Source organism: Bacillus sp. FSL R9-9410 (assembly GCF_038050385.1).
Lineage (GTDB): Bacteria > Bacillota > Bacilli > Bacillales > Bacillaceae_G > Bacillus_A > Bacillus_A cereus_U.
The window spans coordinates 2,702,135-2,719,473 of sequence record NZ_JBBOTV010000001.1 but is presented as its reverse complement, the minus strand read 5'-3'; the positions used below and the strand labels follow the sequence as shown (position 1 = coordinate 2,719,473).

The following is a 17,339-nucleotide window of genomic DNA, read 5'->3' as shown; positions in this document are numbered from 1 at the left end:
GAAAATTCTAGTAGTTTGACTAGCATAATGAAAAGTATTATATTGTAAAAGGTCATATGAAACGTGAAATAGAATGGAATGCAATTATTGAGTTAGGAGTTAGACCAATGAGTTTGAAATATGGAAGAGATACGATTGTTGAAGTTGACTTAAATGCTGTAAAACATAATGTAAAAGAATTTAAAAAACATGTAAACGATGAAAATATTGCGATGATGGCTGCTGTAAAAGCGAATGGATATGGTCATGGGGCAGTTGAAGTTGCGAAATCGGCTATTGAAGCAGGAATAAACCAACTTGCAGTTGCATTTGTAGACGAAGCAATTGAATTAAGAGAAGCTGGAATCACTGTACCTATTTTAATTTTAGGATATACACCAGTAGCAGCTGTAGAAGATGTAATTCAATATGACGTTATGATGACTGTTTATAGAGTAGAAGATTTACATGGTATAGATGAAGTTGCAAACCATCTTCAAAAGAAAGTGCGAATTCATGTGAAAATTGATACAGGAATGAGCCGTATTGGTTTACAGGAAGAAGAAGTTAAACCGTTTTTTGAAGAGTTAAAACGTATGCGATATGTAGAAGTAGTAGGGATGTTTACACATTACTCTACCGCTGATGAAATAGATAAAACTTATACAAATATGCAAACAAGTTTGTTTGAGAAAGCTGTAAATACAGCGGAAGAATTAGGAATTCATTTTCCATATATTCATAGTTCAAACAGTGCAGGATCAATGGAACTTAGTAATACATTTCAAAATATGGTTCGTGTCGGTATTGGAATTTACGGTATGTATCCTTCAAGAGAAGTGGATCATACAGTTGTTTGCTTACAGCCAGCGTTGTCTTTAAAATCAAAAGTAGCTCATGTTAAACATGCGAAGAAAAATCGTGGTGTTAGCTATGGAAATACGTATGTAACAACGGGTGAAGAATGGATTGCAACTGTACCAATTGGTTATGCTGATGGTTATAATCGTCAGCTATCTAATAAAGGGCATGCACTAATAAAAGGAGTACGAGTACCTGTAATTGGCCGTGTTTGTATGGATCAGCTTATGCTAGATGTTACAAATGCAATGCCAGTACAAGTAGGAGACGAAGTTGTATTCTACGGCAAACAAGGTGAAGAAGAGATTGCAGTAGAAGAAATAGCTGATATGTTAGGTACAATTAACTATGAAGTTACATGTATGTTAGACAGAAGAATTCCACGTGTTTATAAAGAAAATGATGAAACGACTGCGGTTGTAAATATATTAAGAAAAAACTGAATCGATATGATTCAGTTTTTTTATTTTTGACAAATGAAAAATGTTCTATTTATACCGTGTAGTTGAATGTTTTTAAATCCTACAGATTCCAACGAAGAAATTATTTCTTCATTGGAGTAACAAGCTTCCTCAAAAGAAAAGTCACTTCTTTTCCAACTATCATCTATGTCATGTTTAAATAGTATGAAGTTCATTTCCGCTCTGTTACTTTCACTATCATACGTGGAATCAATGGTACAAACATATTCTCGTTCTGAAATATGAAACGAAGCACTCCAGTTTTCAAGAAATCCTTTTTCTGTATTCATATCAAATGCGAATGTACCTCCATCATATAATGCCGAATAAACATGATGAAAAGCGTCTTTTAGCTCGTTTAATTTCATAATGTGATTTAAGCTATCACCGGCTGAGATGACGTAGTGGAATTGCTCATTTATATTGAAATAGCGAGCATCATCGACGATGAAGGTTGCATCTGGCGCATTTTGACGTGCGTGTTTGATCATTTGAGCAGAACCATCTATACCAGTTACTATAAAATTATTATCAATTAGTTTCCTAGTAAGATGACCAGCCCCGCAGCAAAGGTCTAATATACGGGAGTGGGAAGCGGCATCTTGTAAAATGAATTTATGATAGGCTGGATAGGAGTGTTCTGCAAAATGTCCCCAATGCTTATTATAGATGTCTGCAAAAATATCATAATCAGAATAAATTAGTTTTTTAGACATATGTATTCTGCTCAAGATTCATTAAATTATAATAGTCATGCTTCGTTTTAATTTCAAAACCACATTGTGTATAGAGTTTTAAAGCATTGTTATTTTTCGTTTCGACGTCTAATTTAATTGTTGAAACTCCTTCTGTAATAAGTGTATGTACCATATAACTAAGAATATCTTTACCATATCCTTTACCTTGATAAGAAGGATGAACTGCGAATCCTGATAGTGTAGTATATTGCTCTTGCTCAGTAACGGTAATCGTTCCAATTGCTTTTTCATTAATAAAAGCAATGTAAACTTGATGAGAAGGTGACTTCATCATTTTTTGTAGCCATGTGGACGTATTTGTTGCCGAATCTCCAAAAGCTTTACTAGCGATTTCTATAAGGTCAGGAAGTAATTCAGAAGATGCAACGGTAAGGTTAATATTATTTTTCATTGTTTTTTGTACTTCGTTTATTTTGCAATCCATACCGTACTCACTATATACATAAGGCAAGTTTATTTGTTTTGCAAATGATTTCCCTGAAATAGAGTCACCATTAACTATAAGAAGCGCTTCATCTGCTTCTCTTTTTTGTATTTCTTTCATTGCGGTTTGTAAAAGAGTAGTGCCTATATGTTGTTTCCTATAGTCCGGATGAACAAACCCTATTAACTCCAGTTTTGTTGGTCTCTCAAAGTCGTACATACTTAATGCACCGATTAATTGAGTATCATCATAAAATAGAAAATCATTTACCACTTCTTTATTACGGGCAGTTAAAAATTTGACATGCAAATCTGACGAGTAATCAATTTTATCGTGTTGCCCGCAAACATGAGCTAAATCTTTCAGCTGTTGTATTTCATTTTCAACTAAAAAGTTCTTTTTCTGAATATCCATTTCATAATCCCTCTCAATCATATTTAAAAATAGGATGGGTGACATAACCACTTTTCTAATTCCACACTACCTTGAACAGATAATAATCGATATAAGTATCGATAAGGCTGTCTACATTCTTCAAGACGAGGAATAGGCATAATAGTCTCATAACCTTTTTTAAAGGTATGTGCTTCTTTTTCTGTAAGTACATATTCTAATCCAATAAAATCAAACTCTCGTGGGGCAATTGCATAAGCTTCGGTATCTACTAAACCAGTAATAGATTCTCCATCTGATAAAAACTGAGTAGGATCCATATCAATTAAAACAAGTGTAGATTCCTTCGGTGACGGCAAGGAAGAGAGCTGTGACTCAAAAGTATGAAATGCGTTATGTATACTCATATTATCGGAATAAAACATATTTACAAGGTTCTTGCTTACTTTTAAAATGTGAGATTTAAATTCTTCTAGTGGAACTTGGAAAGCACCAGAAGGGTTTCCTGTGAAATTAGCTTTAAATGAATGAATCTCTGCTAGTCCTTTTCCAAGGCTGAATAAAATAGAATCAGGTTGTCCGAAAAATGATTGCAGCGTACTTCCGGTTAGTTTTTCGACGATAACATACTCTCGTCCATTTAAAACATGTTTTTGCAAAATAGTCGGGATGGGTAAGGTAGTATGCTTTTTCAATAATGCGTGTATTGTTTCTAAATGATGTACATTCCTTGGATCAATTCCAAAAAGGTTTTTGCATCCCCACCAAAAATCATTGTTTGGCTCTTCAGTCATTTTTGAAGAGCGAACAATAACTTCTTCAGCTTCTGTTTTAACAAGAAATACATCGCTTGCATGGTCTTCATAGCCTGGATGCAAAGCTTGAACAGATATAATAGGTGAAGTGAAGAGTTGTTGTAGCATGAAATCCCTCCTTTTTCTGTAAATTCTCTAAATTAATTATATAACACAATCTAATTAAGAGGTAAAAATTAGGAGAGTTATTATTTCTGTATATAGTGTATTAAAGTTTGAGATTCTACATAAGAATTACCAAAAAGGTGAAAAATGTGTGTGTATAAAGCAATTTCTTTGTATTTGCGAAAAAAATTAGTTATGATAATACTAAGAAAATATATATGTTTTGGGGGTAATGAATGAAAAAATTATTCGAATACGTATTATTAACAATTGGATCTATTATTGTAGCTGGTTCACTGGAACTTATTTTAGCGCCTAATGGATTAGTAGATGGTGGAGTAACTGCGATTGCTATTATGGCAAATAAAGTTGCAGGATTACCGCTTTACGGAGTTTTTTTAGGACTTAATATTCCTATTTTACTATTTACTGCAAAAGTAATGGGAAAGAAGTTTTTTATCCGTACATCCTATGCAAATGTTGTTACAACACTCGGATTGATTTATTTAAAGCCATTTCCAGCTATTACGACTTCAGAATTATTAATTGTACTTTATGGAGGAGTCCTATTTGGTGTTGGTGTTGGGATTGTTGTAAAAATGGGCGGAGCAATTGATGGATCAGAAATGTTAGCTGTTTGGATGAATAAGTATTTTAAAGTACCAATTAGTACATTTTTACTTGCTGTAAATGCGGTTATTTTTGTATTTGTTGCTATTTTATTTTCAATTGAGCAAGCGATGTTTTCATTAGCAATTTTCTATATTGTTACGAAGATGATTGATTTCATATTAGACGGTATTAATCAAGGGAAGAGCGTCATGATTATTTCGAATAAAAATAAAGAAATTGGCGAACTGCTTATGAAAGAATTACAGCTGTCTGTTACGTATCTACATGGAGAAGGTGGTTTTTTAGGAGAGCACCAGAGAATTATTTATTGTATTACAAATCGTTTCATTTATCCGAAAATGAAAGATCTCGTTCTCTCTGTAGATCCAAGTGCTATAATTGAAGCTTCTTATTCAACAGAAACAACTGGTGTAAAGCGTCCAGGAAGGACAGCGAGATCAGGGCAAGTATCAGAAAAATAGTGAATGAAAATAACTCCACGTAAGTATAACTTGCGTGGAGTTATTTTTAGTTAGGGAACCAGACTCTTTTCAGCAATTTGACAACAGTTTCGATACAATCTTCTGGAATACTGCCGAAACCGAGTAATACATACGACGCCTCCCTTAAATTATGAACAGAATCGTATGTTGAGAGAGGGTACAACTTAATGCGTTGTTTCGCAGCAGCATGAATAAGTTCTTGTTCATTCATCCCATTATGAACGTGAAGTACGATATGAAGTCCTGATTGTTCGCCGAGTATTTGAACACGAGATTCCATTTCATTTTTGATAGATTTAACTAGTAATGTATGCTTTCTTTTATATAACGTACGACTACGGTTTAAATGACGCTCCCAATCACCATTGTGAATAAAGGTTGCAAAAGCGAGTTGCTGCAGGGTAGAAACCGTTTGTTTAAACATGCCACCAAGTTCTTTATAGGTTTTTAAAAGATGAGGTGGTAAGACGATATATCCCATTCGTAAAGAAGGTAAAAAGGATTTCGAGAAAGTTCCCATATAAATAACACGTTCCTTTGAATCCAGTCCTTGTAAAGAAGGAATAGGTTTTCCTACATAGCGGAATTCCCCGTCGTAATCATCTTCAATAATATATCCTCTGCAATCATTCGCCCATTTTAATAGTTCGAGTCTTCTAGATAAAGGCATAATTATTCCAAGTGGAAATTGATGTGATGGAGTGACGTATGCTACATTAGCACCTGATTCACGTAAAGCTGAAATATGAATCCCTTTATCATCTAAAGGGATAGGGTGAATGGGAAGATTAGCACTTTGAATCATAGTAGTTATACGGTGAAATCCAGGATTTTCGATTCCGTATGCTTTTTTTGAACCAAGAAGTTGAAGTAGTAGCCAAAGAAGAGGCTGCGTACCGGCTCCGATAATAATTTGATCAGGTGATGAATGTACCCCGCGGGCATGATATAAATATTTTGAAATATGCTCTCGTAGAACGAACTCACCTTGAGGATCTTCTTTAGCAAATAGTTCATTTTCATACTGGAATAAAGTTTCGTGTAATGCTCTTTTCCAGTTTGTAATTGGAAAAGTTTTTTGATCAATAAGCCCTTGGCTACAATCATAGTCATATTGTTCTTTCTTTATATTGTTAGCGCTGTTTGACACAACTTGTTGTTTATTTTGAATGACATCAATATCAACTTCCGCAACGAAAATCCCACGTTTCGGTTTGCTTACTACATACCCTTCAGCTAGTAATTGTTGATAAGCAGATTCAACTGTAATACGGCTCACATTAAGTTGTACCGCTAAGTTTCTGTGAGAAGGAAGGCGTGTACCGGCACGTAGTGATCCTTGAGAGATTTCTCGTTTTATATATTTGTAAATTTGTAAGTAAATGGGTGTTTTACTTTGTAATTGCAATGGGATAGTAAGATCCATTTTATGAATTCTCCTTTAAAAATTGGCCTTATAAAAAAGAATCAAACTGTCACTTAAGTTAGGGGCAGTTACTTCTTATAATAATGATATAACATTTAGAAAATTTTATAAATAGTAAGGGGAGAGTCATAATGAATATTAGAGAAGTAGTAACAGAAGCTGGTTTACATGATGTATTACCCGTTTTACAGCAATTACGAACGAAACTTTCAAGAGAAGAAGCAAGTTCTTTATTTCAAAAAATGAAAGACGAAAATTATAAACTACTCTCGTTACAGAATGAAGATGACGAGGTTGTTAGTCTAGCTGGTGTAGCGATTTGTACGAATTTCTATAATGAGAAACATGTTTTCGTATATGATCTTGTAACTGCGAAAGCTCACAGATCAAAAGGGTATGGTAAGGTTCTGCTGTCATATGTAGAAAAATGGGGGGAAGAAAACGGGTGCAGTTCTATCGTTCTTACATCAGCGTTTCCAAGAGTTGATGCACATCGTTTTTATGAAAGAGAAGGCTATGATAAGGTAAGTTATTCTTTTTATAAAGAGTTATAATACTAAGTAGGTTCCGTGTGTGAAAATATATGGAACCTATTTTCTTTTACAGATTTGAGCTAGGAACAGGTCTAGTAATATAATTTGTCGAATATTAGAAATTAACAAGGGAATATTGTATTTAGAAAATGTTAGGAGCGTTTATACTTGGAAAAAGTAAAGAAATTATCTATACCAAATGATGTAAGAGTCATCATTATTTCTGATATTCATGGAGAATTAGATCTTTTTAAGGAACTACTACATAAAGTTAATTTTAAAGATGAAGATTATTTAATTATTAATGGTGATCTTTGTGAGAAAGGAAGAAATAGTATTGGCGTCGTAAACTATGTGATGGATCTAGTAGTTAGCAAGCCAAATGTTTATGTGATTGAAGGGAATTGTGAAGTTGTAGTTGAAGCACTTGTAAATGAAAATCCTGCGCTAATAAATTATTTGTGTACGCGAAAGAACACAATTTTTACTGAATGGCTAGGGCAATTGAACGTTACAGTTAATGAAGAAAGTGATATTTGTGAAGTGAAAAACATATTGATGAGCCATTTTTCAAAAGAAATAAAGTGGCTAACAGAGCTGCCAACTGCTATTGAAACTGAGGATTATATCTTTGTACATGCTGGCCTTGAAGATAGAGAAGATTGGAAAGAAACAGAACGAAAAAATGCGATAGCAATGCCGGAGTTTTATAATAAATCACATAAAGTAAATAAGTATGTAATAGTGGGGCATTGGCCTGTTGTGAACTATTCTGATGAAGCCCCGTCTAACAATCCAGTTATTGATAAGGAGAAAAAGATTATTGCAATTGACGGCGGAAATGCGATTAAAGAGGCAGGGCAATTAAACGCATTTATCATTCAGAGAACAAGTGCAAGTGATACGTTTTCTTATACATATGTAGACTATTTTCCAGAATATGAAGTGATAGTAGATTTTAATGCGAACTCAGAAATGCAGGGCGGGGTTACCTATCCATATTATTACATAGTGCCGATGGAGAAGATGCAAGATTATACAATATGTAAGCAAAAGGAAACGAATAAATTACTATCTGTGAAAAATGAATATATTAGCCAACTTGATTCAGGTGAATACACAGTGAAAACCGATATTTCTTGTGCACAAATAAGCGTAAGAAAAGGGGATATTGTTTCTCTCATTGATGGTAGCTGTTCAGGATATAATTTAATTAAAAAAGATGGAGTAGAGGGCTGGATAGAGAAGGGAATTCTTCTTGAAAAAAATGAAAAGTAGTTAAAAATATATAACTGAAAATAGGAGGGAATTTATCCTCCTATTTTTTATTGCTGTAGACGTTACAATCGTATTTCTTCTAATTTGTTATATAGTTTATCTTCGGAAACTCCATTTTGCTTTAGTTTTTTAGTTTTATAAAAGTATGTACGAAATTCCTCGGCGACATCTGTAATTTCAGGTATTAATAGTATTATTAAGTAATTGAATGTTTGTATTTTGATTTTTCCGAAAAAATATTATAATTGTATATGAAATAAAGAGGAATGTAGGAGGAAATTATGCAAAACGTTATATTAAAGGGGAAAAAAGTTACGATTCGTACAATAGAAGAATCAGATATAAAAACATTATGGAGCTTCATATATAAAGAAGAAAATCCAGAATGGAAGAAATGGGATGCACCGTATTTTCCGTTTGCAATGCAAGAATATTCGTCCTATAAAGAGAAGATGCAAACGCGTTTACGAGAAGAACCGCTATCAAATTTAATAATAGAAAATAAAGGTCAAATTATAGGGACAGTCGGATTTTATTGGGAACATAAACCGACACGTTGGTTGGAGATGGGAATTGTTATTTATGATCCAGCATACTGGAATGGTGGCTACGGTACAGAAGCATTAACACTATATAGAGATTTGCTATTTGAAAATATGGAGATTGGTAGAGTAGGGCTCACAACTTGGTCTGGAAATGAACGAATGATGAAAGTAGCAGAAAAAATAGGAATGAGCTTAGAAGGAAGAATGCGAAAATGCAGATATTATAACGGAACATACTATGATTCTATTCGAATGGGAATGATTCGTGAAGAATGGGAAGCGCTATGTGTAACGAAGGGGTGAGGAAGCATGTACGCTATTATTGCTACATTTGATGGTGTGTTTACTAATAAAGTTAGAGAATTGCAAAATGAATTAACGAATATAATTGAAACAAATGAACTAGCCGGAGTAGAACCCCATATAACATTGGCTGATTATAAGGAGTTAGATGTTAATTTATATACGAAGACATTAGAGGAGTTTGTAGCTTTTCAAGAGAACATCTCCGCTGTAACTTTTCCTTTTGTTGGAACTTTTCCTACTAACGGAACGATCTTTCTAGCACCGACCATTACCAATGAATTATTAAGATTTCATCATTCTTATCATGATTATTTCAAAACTTTTCATGATAATCCAAACTCATATTACGTATCAGAAAAATGGGTTCCGCATTGCACGATTGCTAATCAGTTAAATTCAAATTAGTTTTTAAGTGTAATGGAGTATATATATGAAAAATTTGATGTTACAACAGCTTCGATTGAGAAGTTAAAATTAATTAAAGTAAATTATGAAAATGGTTCTGCCGTTTCTTCTAGTATTTTAGCAGAGTGTAATTTAAAGAGAATGGAGACATCGAGATGACATATGTAATTAGAGAAATGAAGCAAGAAGATATTCATGCTGTACAAAACGTAGCGAAAATAGCTTGGCATGATACTTACGAAGGAATTATTCCGAGAGCGATTCAAGACAACTTTTTAAATGAAGCGTATTCCGATGAAAAAATGAAATATCGCCTTGAAAATACACATTTATTTGTTGCGGAAGAAGAGGGAGAAGTAATTGGCTTTGCAAATTTTTCACCAATTAGACTGCAAAACGAAGCAGAATTAGGTGCAATTTATTTGTTGCCAGATCAGCAAGGGAAAGGGATAGGGACAGCTTTGTTACAAAAAGGGATCACGACGTTAAAAGGGATTCGAAAAATGTACATTCATGTAGAAGCGGAAAATGAAAAAGGAAAACGATTTTATGAAGCAAAAGGTTTTGCGGCTTTAGAGCAATTTGAAGAAGATTTCGAAGGGCATATGCTGCAAACAGTGAGAATGGTTTTATACATATAAGGAGGAGCAGAAATGAAAATTTTTGATTTCAGTGAAAAAGTGGGAAAGCATATATCAGCATTTCAATCTAACTTTATAATGTCAAAAATATTAAAACATCAAGGGAATATACATATCGGTGCCATGCATTTACAAGAGAATGGAATCATCGGATATCATGAAGCAGTTGTATCTCAACTGCTTCTTATTGTGGACGGGGCAGGATATGTATGTGGGGCAGATAAAGAAAAGGTAAAGATAGAGGTGGGACAAGCTGCGTTTTGGGAAAAGGGTGAATTTCATGAAACGAGTACAGAAAATGGATTGATGGCAATAGTAATTGAGTCAGACGGTCTTGAAGATAGTATGTCAATAATGATTAGAGGTCAGGAGGGAGAAAGGAATGATTACAAAAGCGAATGAGGAAGAAACGAAACAAATATTAAATTATGCAGCTCAATCTCTTTTCGAAGGAACAAAGGGGAATTGTCAGGTAAGTACAGAAAAAGCGATTGAAATTACAAAACCTTTAGTAGAAAAAGGGGCATATTATATAGTTACAAAGGAAGAAAATAAAGTAGTAGGATGGATACTAATAGGAGAAAATGTGGACTATTTCTCTCGTGAAAAACTCGGTTTTATTTATGAATTGTATGTTTTTTCAGAGTATCGCGGGAGAGGATTATCACGAAAACTAATGAAAGCTGGGATCAAGGAACTACAAGAAAAGTATTCAGAAATTCGCTTGAATGTATTTGCAGGGAACTTTGCAAAAGAAATGTACGAAGATTTTGGCTTCGTTGAAAGACAAGTAATCATGACGTTGAAGTGAGAAAACGATTTTAAGTGGGCGAAGAAACAAGAAAAAGAAAATGAGTATGTAATTTGTAAAGGTTATATTCTGAATTTCGGGTAAAAAAAGTTTTCTTTTTATTATTAAATAGAGGTAGAAACGCTTAGCAGTCCTTTTTAAAAAAAACAATAAATTTATATTATATAATATAATGTTATTATGTTAAAAGAGAAATTTTGGAAAAATATCATTTTTTTATTTAGAAATTTTTAAATTATTGATATAATCAATTTGTAGAATTGATTTTGGGTTAATTTTACTATTTTTAAATTTTAAGGGGGATTTAATAATGGCAGGACAAATTCGTATGTCACCAGAGGAGCTTAAATCAAAAGCGACTCGATATGGACAAGGTGCAAATCAAATTGAGGACATTTTACGTCAGTTACAAAACTTACAAAATGAATTAAGAGGAGAATGGGAAGGTCGTGCTTTCGAAGGTTTTGATCAACAGTTCAATCAATTAAAACCAAAAGTACAAAACTTCGCAGAGCTATTACAAGAAATTAATATGCAGCTTAATAAAACTGCAGAGGCTGTTGCTAGACACGACGAAGATCTTTCTCGTAATTTCGGTCTACAATAAAAACGGGCAAAAGAAATATATAATTTAGCCATGCAACTTTCGTTGTATGGCTAAATTACTTTAAAACTAGAGTAAGATGCGAAGTCTTTAATTTAATAGACTCGCAGCCGCAGGAGTGATAAGTAGTGAAAAAGTTTAAGTGGAGCATCTTGTTGTTTATTATTTTAGCTCTTGTGCTATCAACAGGAGTCTCTTATTTAGCATTAAATCAAAATGTTAAGAAAGCTAATGAGAATAGCACGCCAAAAATGACAGTTGCATTAGTAAATGAAGATCAAGGAACTGTATTTGAAGGGAATAAAATAGCGTTTGGAGATCAATTTGTTAAAAATGTAAATAAAAATACGAAACAAGAATGGTACGTAGTTAGTCGCGGAGTAGCAGAAAATGGTTTGAAAAATAATAATTACAATATGATGATTGTAATACCTAATGATTTTTCTAGGAAGGCCGTTGCGATTGATTCAGAACTTCCAGAGAAATTAACGTTAAACTACAAAGTAAACGCGACTGGGAATAAAGATTTGAAAGCTGAGGCTGAAAATACAGCTTCTATGATTTTAGAGGACTTTAATAAACAAATAATTGATGTTTATTTTGCAAGTATTATCGGAAAATTGCAAGGCGCACAAGATAATATAGGTGAAATAATTGAAAAAGGAAACACTCAAACAAATATGTACAAAAAAGATGTACATAGTCCGTTGGGAAATTATACAAATCAATTTAAAACGGTACAAGACTATACAGGAATTTCTGTTAATAGTTTTAAAGGATTTCAGGATGTCTTAAAAGGGTTTGGTCAAACATTAGATGAAGGAAATAAATCTAATAATACTTATTTGGAAGGTTTTAATAACTTTCAAAAAATGCAATCTGATAATAATTTGTTAGCTAATAATTTTTCGAGTCAATTTAATCAATCTATGAGTGAGATGGGTGCAGGTGATGCTTTAAAGCAGTTAAGCTCACTGGAATCGGCAAATAAAATTATTGCAAATCAATTTATGCTTTCAGAGAAAGAACCAAATATTTTAGCTGATGCTTCAGCAATTCAAAAATATTTAACAGATGTAAAAAAACAAGTATCAGAATATGATACAGAGCTTGCAGGGAAATTAGAAAGTGATATTCAAGAGACGATAATTAAGAAGTTAAAGAAATCTATGTCGAACGATGGACAGCAAGAGATATTTATAAATACATTAATGAAACAACCAGATGTTCGAATAAAGAAACAAATCGAAAATTTAATTACGAAATTACCTAGTTTAAACATGGAAGAAATCGTTCAAAGTGATTTGCCAGATGCAACGAAATTACAACTGCAAAATGTAATTCAATTTACAAATAAATATAATAAAGAAAATAATTTTTATTATGACCCTGTAAATAAAATATCTTTAGGAAACGCCATTAAAGAAGTAAAGGATAGACTTTATAAAGAGGGAATTACATTTAGTGATACGGCGAACGTAATTAAAATGGAATCTTCACAAACTTTGAAGATAGATATTCCAGAAGAATTTGAACTATATGGAAATACAGGAACTTTACATATTGATGATGTGGATCGTACAAGTGACTTTCTTCAAAGCGAAGCAGGAGAAATTACAATACCTCCTCGTAATGAAGGGGATATAAAGATTAATCTGCATGTGAAGTTAAAAAATCCAAACATCAATATAGATGTTTTCTCTCCTGTAATGTGGGACTGGAAATTGAGTGGGAATCATAAAAAAGAAACTAGTTCTGAAAAAGAAGAACCTAATAAAGAAGATAAAGGAACACAAACTGAAAACAGCAAGGTGGAAAATGTGGTTCATAAATCACAGTATGGCATAATGCCGTTAGTACACAATGCTAAAAAACCTATTATCAAAAAAATGGAAAATACAACAGGGAATAACGGAGGAAGCCAAGAAGGTGGATCTGGAATAGGTAACGGAGGAAACCAAGAAGGTGGAACTGGGACAGGTAACGGAGGAAACCCAAACCCTGGAACAGGTAATGGAGGAAACCCAGACCCTGGAACAGGTAATGGAGGAAACCCAGACCCTGGAACAGGTAATGGAGGAAACCCAGACCCTGGAACAGGTAATGGAGGAAACCCAAACCCCGGAACAGGTAATGAAGGAAATCCAGATCCTGGAACAGGTAATGGAGGAAATCCAGACCCTGGAACAGGTAATGGAGGAAATCCAGACCCTGGAACAGGTAATGGAGGAAATCCAGATCCTGGAACAGGTAATGGAGGAAATCCAGACCCTGGAACAGGTAATGGAGGAAACCCAGACCCTGGAACAGGTAACGGAGGAAACCAAAATCAAGGTGGTAACTCAACGACTATTGAAAGTACGACGAATCAAGTTGTACATCAAAAATCAGAAGAATTAACAAAAAATATATCTAGTGTATTAATAAAAGAAGCAGTAGATACAGTTGAAAGTTATCAAGGTTTAATTAGTCTGTACGAAATGTATTATGGGATTGATTTAAGAACGAAAGATGTAGGTCCTAAGCTAGAAGAGGGAAGTTTAGATGCAATTGCAACTGAACAATCTTTGTACTACGTATTAAATAAACAAAGCTTAATTGATTTAATTTCAAACCTTGTTTCATCTAGTATTACGACAGAAGTTAAGCAAGATATGACAGGTTTAAAACAAAAAATAGACTCTTATCAACAATTCATTACTAGTGCGGATCAAAATTCAATGCTACTAGCGGAGAAATTAAATGTAACGACGCAGCAAGCAACTAGTATGAATGAAAATTTAGGAGAATATTTAAAAGGTTTAGCGAAATGGCGTGAAAGTAGCTTAAAGCTAGTTGAAGAACAGCAAGTGCTAACAACAAATAATACTGGTGAGCAAACAGCTGTTTTATCGTTAGATTCTGGTATTAAATCATTAATGATGCAAAGTCAGTCATTGGTCGAGAGTTCGAAGCATAGTTTAACAACATCAGACGATGTATATAAAACATTTGATCAAATTAATGGACAAGCAAAAGAAATTCAAGACAGCGGAACGACAATTGTTTCAAAGGCTGATTCATTATTAAATGACTTTACAAAGAAAATGGAAGATGATAAATCATTCTCCAAAAACTTTACTAAAATTTTGGCTAATAGCCGAATTGGTGATCGCCAAAATGAAATGTTATACCAATTTTTATCTAGTCCAGTTCAGAAACAAAATGATGGGGTAATTGTAGCTGGTAATGCCTTTACACCATACCTAATTGTATTAACTTGTTTCATTGTTGCATTATTTACAGCATACGCAATTGCGAATCAAGAAAAGAAACGAACGCAATCAGATCATTTTGAAGAGAAGTTCTCATTAATTGATATGAATGTACCAACTACAGTAGTGGCATTCGGTATATCAATTGTGGAAGGAATTAGTATAGGTATCATTTCTGGACGTCTTTTACAGTTCGGTCAAGATCAAAGTTTACTATGGATTGCGTTTATCACAATCATTATGATGGCGTTTGTATTGGTCTCAACATACTTATTACGACAAATAAAAATGGTAGGGATGTTTATACTATTAGTATTTTTAAGTATGTACCTATTTTTAACTGAAGCAGTTGGAAGTAAAGTAGATCAAATGTCGTCTGTTGGAAAGGTACGTCAATTCTCACCGCTTCAGTATATAGAAAGTTTTCTAAATGATTTTATTAGCGGTAAAGATACTGGAAAAGTTATTTTCATCGTGTTGTTTGTAATTGCCATTATCGGATTAGTTAGTAATCTATTTGTATGGCATAAGAAATGGGAGGAAAAAGAAGTAAATGATCAAACAATGGAGCATAGTGGCTAAGTTATCATTTCTCTCTATCCTTTTACTGTTTGTCGCGCTACCGATAAGGAGCGCGGCTGACAGTTATCTTGGTGATGATGGGAAGATTAAGTTTAAAGTGGATCGACTTGAAGAAAGCGACCAAGAAAAAAATAAAAAGGAACATAAGGAAACGGAATTAGATAAAGCATCGATTGAGTTATTTAATAAAGAAATAGAAGAAGAAATTCAGAAAAAGAAAAAGAAAGAACAAAAAGATATGGAAGCTTTACGAGATTCTCTTTTTATAAAACAAAAAGAAATAAATAGTGTTAAAGATACGAAAAATAGTTTGTTTAGCAGTGAATACGTTGTGAGAAAAAGTGCAGATGAAGTAGCGAGTAATGAAACAATGAATGAAAAGCCAATTAGTACAACAATAATAATATTATTTGGCGGTGGCATTGTACTTATTTGCATCGGAATTTATACAGTTCTTCGAAAAAGTTGGAGGTAAGGAGATGGCAATACAAACACACATTAATGTAACAGTAGATTTTAGTAAATGGAATGGAACTACATATGATTTGCGTATCCCTAATCATCAATCTATTAAATATTTATTGAAAAATTTGATAGATACATTAAAGATTGATAATCATGAAGGTTCGCATTTTGTAATAAAAGTAAAAAATAAATCAATTGTTTTAACAGATAATGATCGTTTAATAAATCATCAAATAACAGATGGGGATATTTTGCAAGTGTTGTAAAGAATATTTCCTACTTTTAGTTTTTTACGAAAAAGAGATTTGTTATTACGGTTTATGAACAAAAAGGAGAAGAGGATAAAAATGACGGAAAAAACAATTCAAATTGATGCAATGAACTATCAATTTCAAATAGAAAAAGAAAATTGGAAATTGGAGATGACCAAATCTCAAACACGTATAAAAGACTTCCGTCAATTCGATATAATTACGGGCGCATCATCTGAGTTTGTACCATTAACGATAGAAGAAACGGATGATATGTTTACTTTTATATTTCAAGTGGATAAAAAATTATATAAGTGGGACGATCTTAGCCGTTTTGGAAGAAATGAGAAATTAAGACTGCTTCGAAATGTTGCGCAGTTTCGTAAATATTTAAATAAACGAATCACGTTCTTTTTACATCCGGACAATATAGTTTTTAATGCTAATTTAATACCAAGTATTATACATAGAGGAATTAGAGATATTGTTCCACCAACCCCGTTGTTAGAAGAGCAATTTTTAACACAATATAAGTGTCTAATTATTGCTTTATTCTCCCAAAAGCACAATTTTGATGATTTGTATGCTGGGTTACTAAAAGATGCAAAAGAAACAACATTTGAACAAACCGTTGCTCAAATGGAAAGTTTAGATGCATTACTGCAGTTTCTGGATGACAGCTTTGAGAAGGAACAAACAAAAACAGAAAAAAATATGCAGTTAGTACATAAAAAGAGCTACAAATCATTTAAATATTTAGCTTTTTCCTTCATAGCGGCGACAGTTGTTTTAGTTGCTCCTTTAATATATTTCACTTTTATAAAATTTCCTTATCAAAATAAATTATTAGAAGCAAATGCGAATTTCATAGCAACTGATTATGACAAAGTAATTACTCAATTAAATGAAGAGGAATTTGAATCATTACCGGTTGCGTCTAAATATGAGTTAGCATTTGCATACATTACAGCTGAAAAACTAGGTGAAAATCAAAAGAAAGCAATTATGAAAAATATTAGTTTGAAAAGTGATGAAAAGTATTTACTTTATTGGATGTATAACGGAAAAGGTGATTTTGATAAATCATTAGATTTAGCTAAGACACTTGATGATCCGCAGCTTATTATGTACGGCCTTGTTAAACAAATTGAATCGTTGAAAAATAATCCGGACTTGTCAGGAGAAGAGCGTGATCAAAAGTTAAAAACATATGAACAACAATTAGATGAGTGTAAAAAGAAATATGGCAATTCATCAAGCGATAAAGACTTGTCGGACACAGAGAAAAAAGAGTAAGCAAGCACTTGATGAGACAGTTGAAAAGGAG

The 17,339-nt window shown here is 33.2% G+C and carries 17 protein-coding genes and 1 pseudogene; 14 read left to right on the top strand and 4 right to left on the bottom strand.

The genetic code is table 11. The annotated features are described in order from the left end of the window. Nucleotides 1-107: 107 nt before the first annotated feature. Nucleotides 108-1,283: an alanine racemase gene (alr, locus tag MKX77_RS14120; RefSeq protein ID WP_341307967.1), complete on the top strand. Its 1,176-nt coding sequence runs from the start codon at nt 108-110 to the stop codon at nt 1,281-1,283. Between the two features lie 20 nt (nt 1,284-1,303). Here alr and MKX77_RS14115 read toward each other — a convergent pair whose 3' ends face one another. The 3 genes from MKX77_RS14115 to MKX77_RS14105 are packed head-to-tail and all read right to left on the bottom strand — an operon-like array spanning nt 1,304 to nt 3,799. Further along, a complete protein-coding gene (locus MKX77_RS14115; protein ID WP_341306979.1) occupies nt 1,304-2,017 on the bottom strand; it encodes a class I SAM-dependent methyltransferase in 714 nt (237 codons plus the stop codon). Continuing rightward, nucleotides 2,010-2,897 carry a GNAT family N-acetyltransferase gene (locus MKX77_RS14110; RefSeq protein WP_341306978.1) on the bottom strand — a complete coding sequence of 296 codons (888 nt, stop codon included), beginning with the start codon at nt 2,895-2,897 and terminating at the stop codon, nt 2,010-2,012. The genes MKX77_RS14115 and MKX77_RS14110 overlap by 8 nt, the downstream gene beginning before the upstream one ends. Nucleotides 2,898-2,920: 23 nt before the next feature. Beyond that, nucleotides 2,921-3,799 (bottom strand): nitrate reductase, encoded by an 879-nt coding sequence (locus MKX77_RS14105; RefSeq protein ID WP_341306977.1) that lies wholly within the window; start codon nt 3,797-3,799, stop codon nt 2,921-2,923. Between the two features lie 233 nt (nt 3,800-4,032). Between MKX77_RS14105 and MKX77_RS14100 the strand changes: the two genes are divergently transcribed. Next, nucleotides 4,033-4,890, top strand: coding sequence for a YitT family protein (locus MKX77_RS14100; protein ID WP_204208080.1), 858 nt, complete (start codon nt 4,033-4,035; stop codon nt 4,888-4,890). A gap of 46 nt (nt 4,891-4,936) precedes the next feature. Here MKX77_RS14100 and pdxR read toward each other — a convergent pair whose 3' ends face one another. Beyond that, on the bottom strand, nt 4,937-6,337 hold the full coding sequence (pdxR, locus tag MKX77_RS14095; RefSeq protein WP_341306976.1) for a MocR-like pyridoxine biosynthesis transcription factor PdxR: 1,401 nt from the start codon (nt 6,335-6,337) through the stop codon (nt 4,937-4,939). A 131-nt stretch (nt 6,338-6,468) separates the two neighbouring features. Here pdxR and MKX77_RS14090 point away from each other — a divergent pair, with 131 nt between their 5' ends. From MKX77_RS14090 to essB, 12 genes and pseudogenes are all read left to right on the top strand, one after another. Further along, a complete protein-coding gene (locus MKX77_RS14090; protein ID WP_215556127.1) occupies nt 6,469-6,891 on the top strand; it encodes a GNAT family N-acetyltransferase in 423 nt (140 codons plus the stop codon). A 147-nt stretch (nt 6,892-7,038) separates the two neighbouring features. Further along, entirely contained in the window at nt 7,039-8,148 is a 1,110-nt protein-coding gene (locus tag MKX77_RS14085) for a metallophosphoesterase (RefSeq protein WP_341306975.1), read from the top strand. Between the two features lie 281 nt (nt 8,149-8,429). Beyond that, nucleotides 8,430-8,996 (top strand): GNAT family N-acetyltransferase, encoded by a 567-nt coding sequence (locus MKX77_RS14080; RefSeq protein WP_341306974.1) that lies wholly within the window; start codon nt 8,430-8,432, stop codon nt 8,994-8,996. Between the two features lie 6 nt (nt 8,997-9,002). After that, nucleotides 9,003-9,563 (top strand): annotated as a pseudogene (locus MKX77_RS14075) (2'-5' RNA ligase family protein). Then, a complete protein-coding gene (locus MKX77_RS14070) occupies nt 9,560-10,045 on the top strand; it encodes a GNAT family N-acetyltransferase (protein WP_002200736.1) in 486 nt (161 codons plus the stop codon). The pseudogene MKX77_RS14075 and the gene MKX77_RS14070 overlap by 4 nt, the downstream one beginning before the upstream one ends. A 12-nt stretch (nt 10,046-10,057) precedes the next feature. Further along, nucleotides 10,058-10,447, top strand: coding sequence for a cupin (locus tag MKX77_RS14065; protein ID WP_341306973.1), 390 nt, complete (start codon nt 10,058-10,060; stop codon nt 10,445-10,447). Then, nucleotides 10,428-10,856, top strand: coding sequence for a GNAT family N-acetyltransferase (locus MKX77_RS14060; protein WP_341306972.1), 429 nt, complete (start codon nt 10,428-10,430; stop codon nt 10,854-10,856). The genes MKX77_RS14065 and MKX77_RS14060 overlap by 20 nt, the downstream gene beginning before the upstream one ends. 310 nt (nt 10,857-11,166) lie before the next feature. Then, entirely contained in the window at nt 11,167-11,463 is a 297-nt protein-coding gene (locus tag MKX77_RS14055) for a WXG100 family type VII secretion target (protein WP_000918598.1), read from the top strand. Between the two features lie 125 nt (nt 11,464-11,588). Then, the gene (gene esaA / locus MKX77_RS14050) at nt 11,589-15,296 is read left to right on the top strand and encodes a type VII secretion protein EsaA (RefSeq protein WP_341306971.1); all 3,708 of its coding nucleotides are present in this window, start codon (nt 11,589-11,591) and stop codon (nt 15,294-15,296) included. Beyond that, on the top strand, nt 15,268-15,771 hold the full coding sequence (gene essA / locus MKX77_RS14045) for a type VII secretion protein EssA (protein WP_016102148.1): 504 nt from the start codon (nt 15,268-15,270) through the stop codon (nt 15,769-15,771). Before esaA ends, essA begins: the two co-directional genes overlap by 29 nt. A 4-nt stretch (nt 15,772-15,775) precedes the next feature. Continuing rightward, a complete protein-coding gene (locus MKX77_RS14040; RefSeq protein ID WP_002202240.1) occupies nt 15,776-16,027 on the top strand; it encodes an EsaB/YukD family protein in 252 nt (83 codons plus the stop codon). 81 nt (nt 16,028-16,108) lie between these two features. Continuing rightward, complete coding sequence (gene essB, locus MKX77_RS14035; protein ID WP_215556133.1) at nt 16,109-17,308, top strand: type VII secretion protein EssB; 1,200 nt, start codon at nt 16,109-16,111, stop codon at nt 17,306-17,308. Nucleotides 17,309-17,339 lie beyond the last annotated feature (31 nt).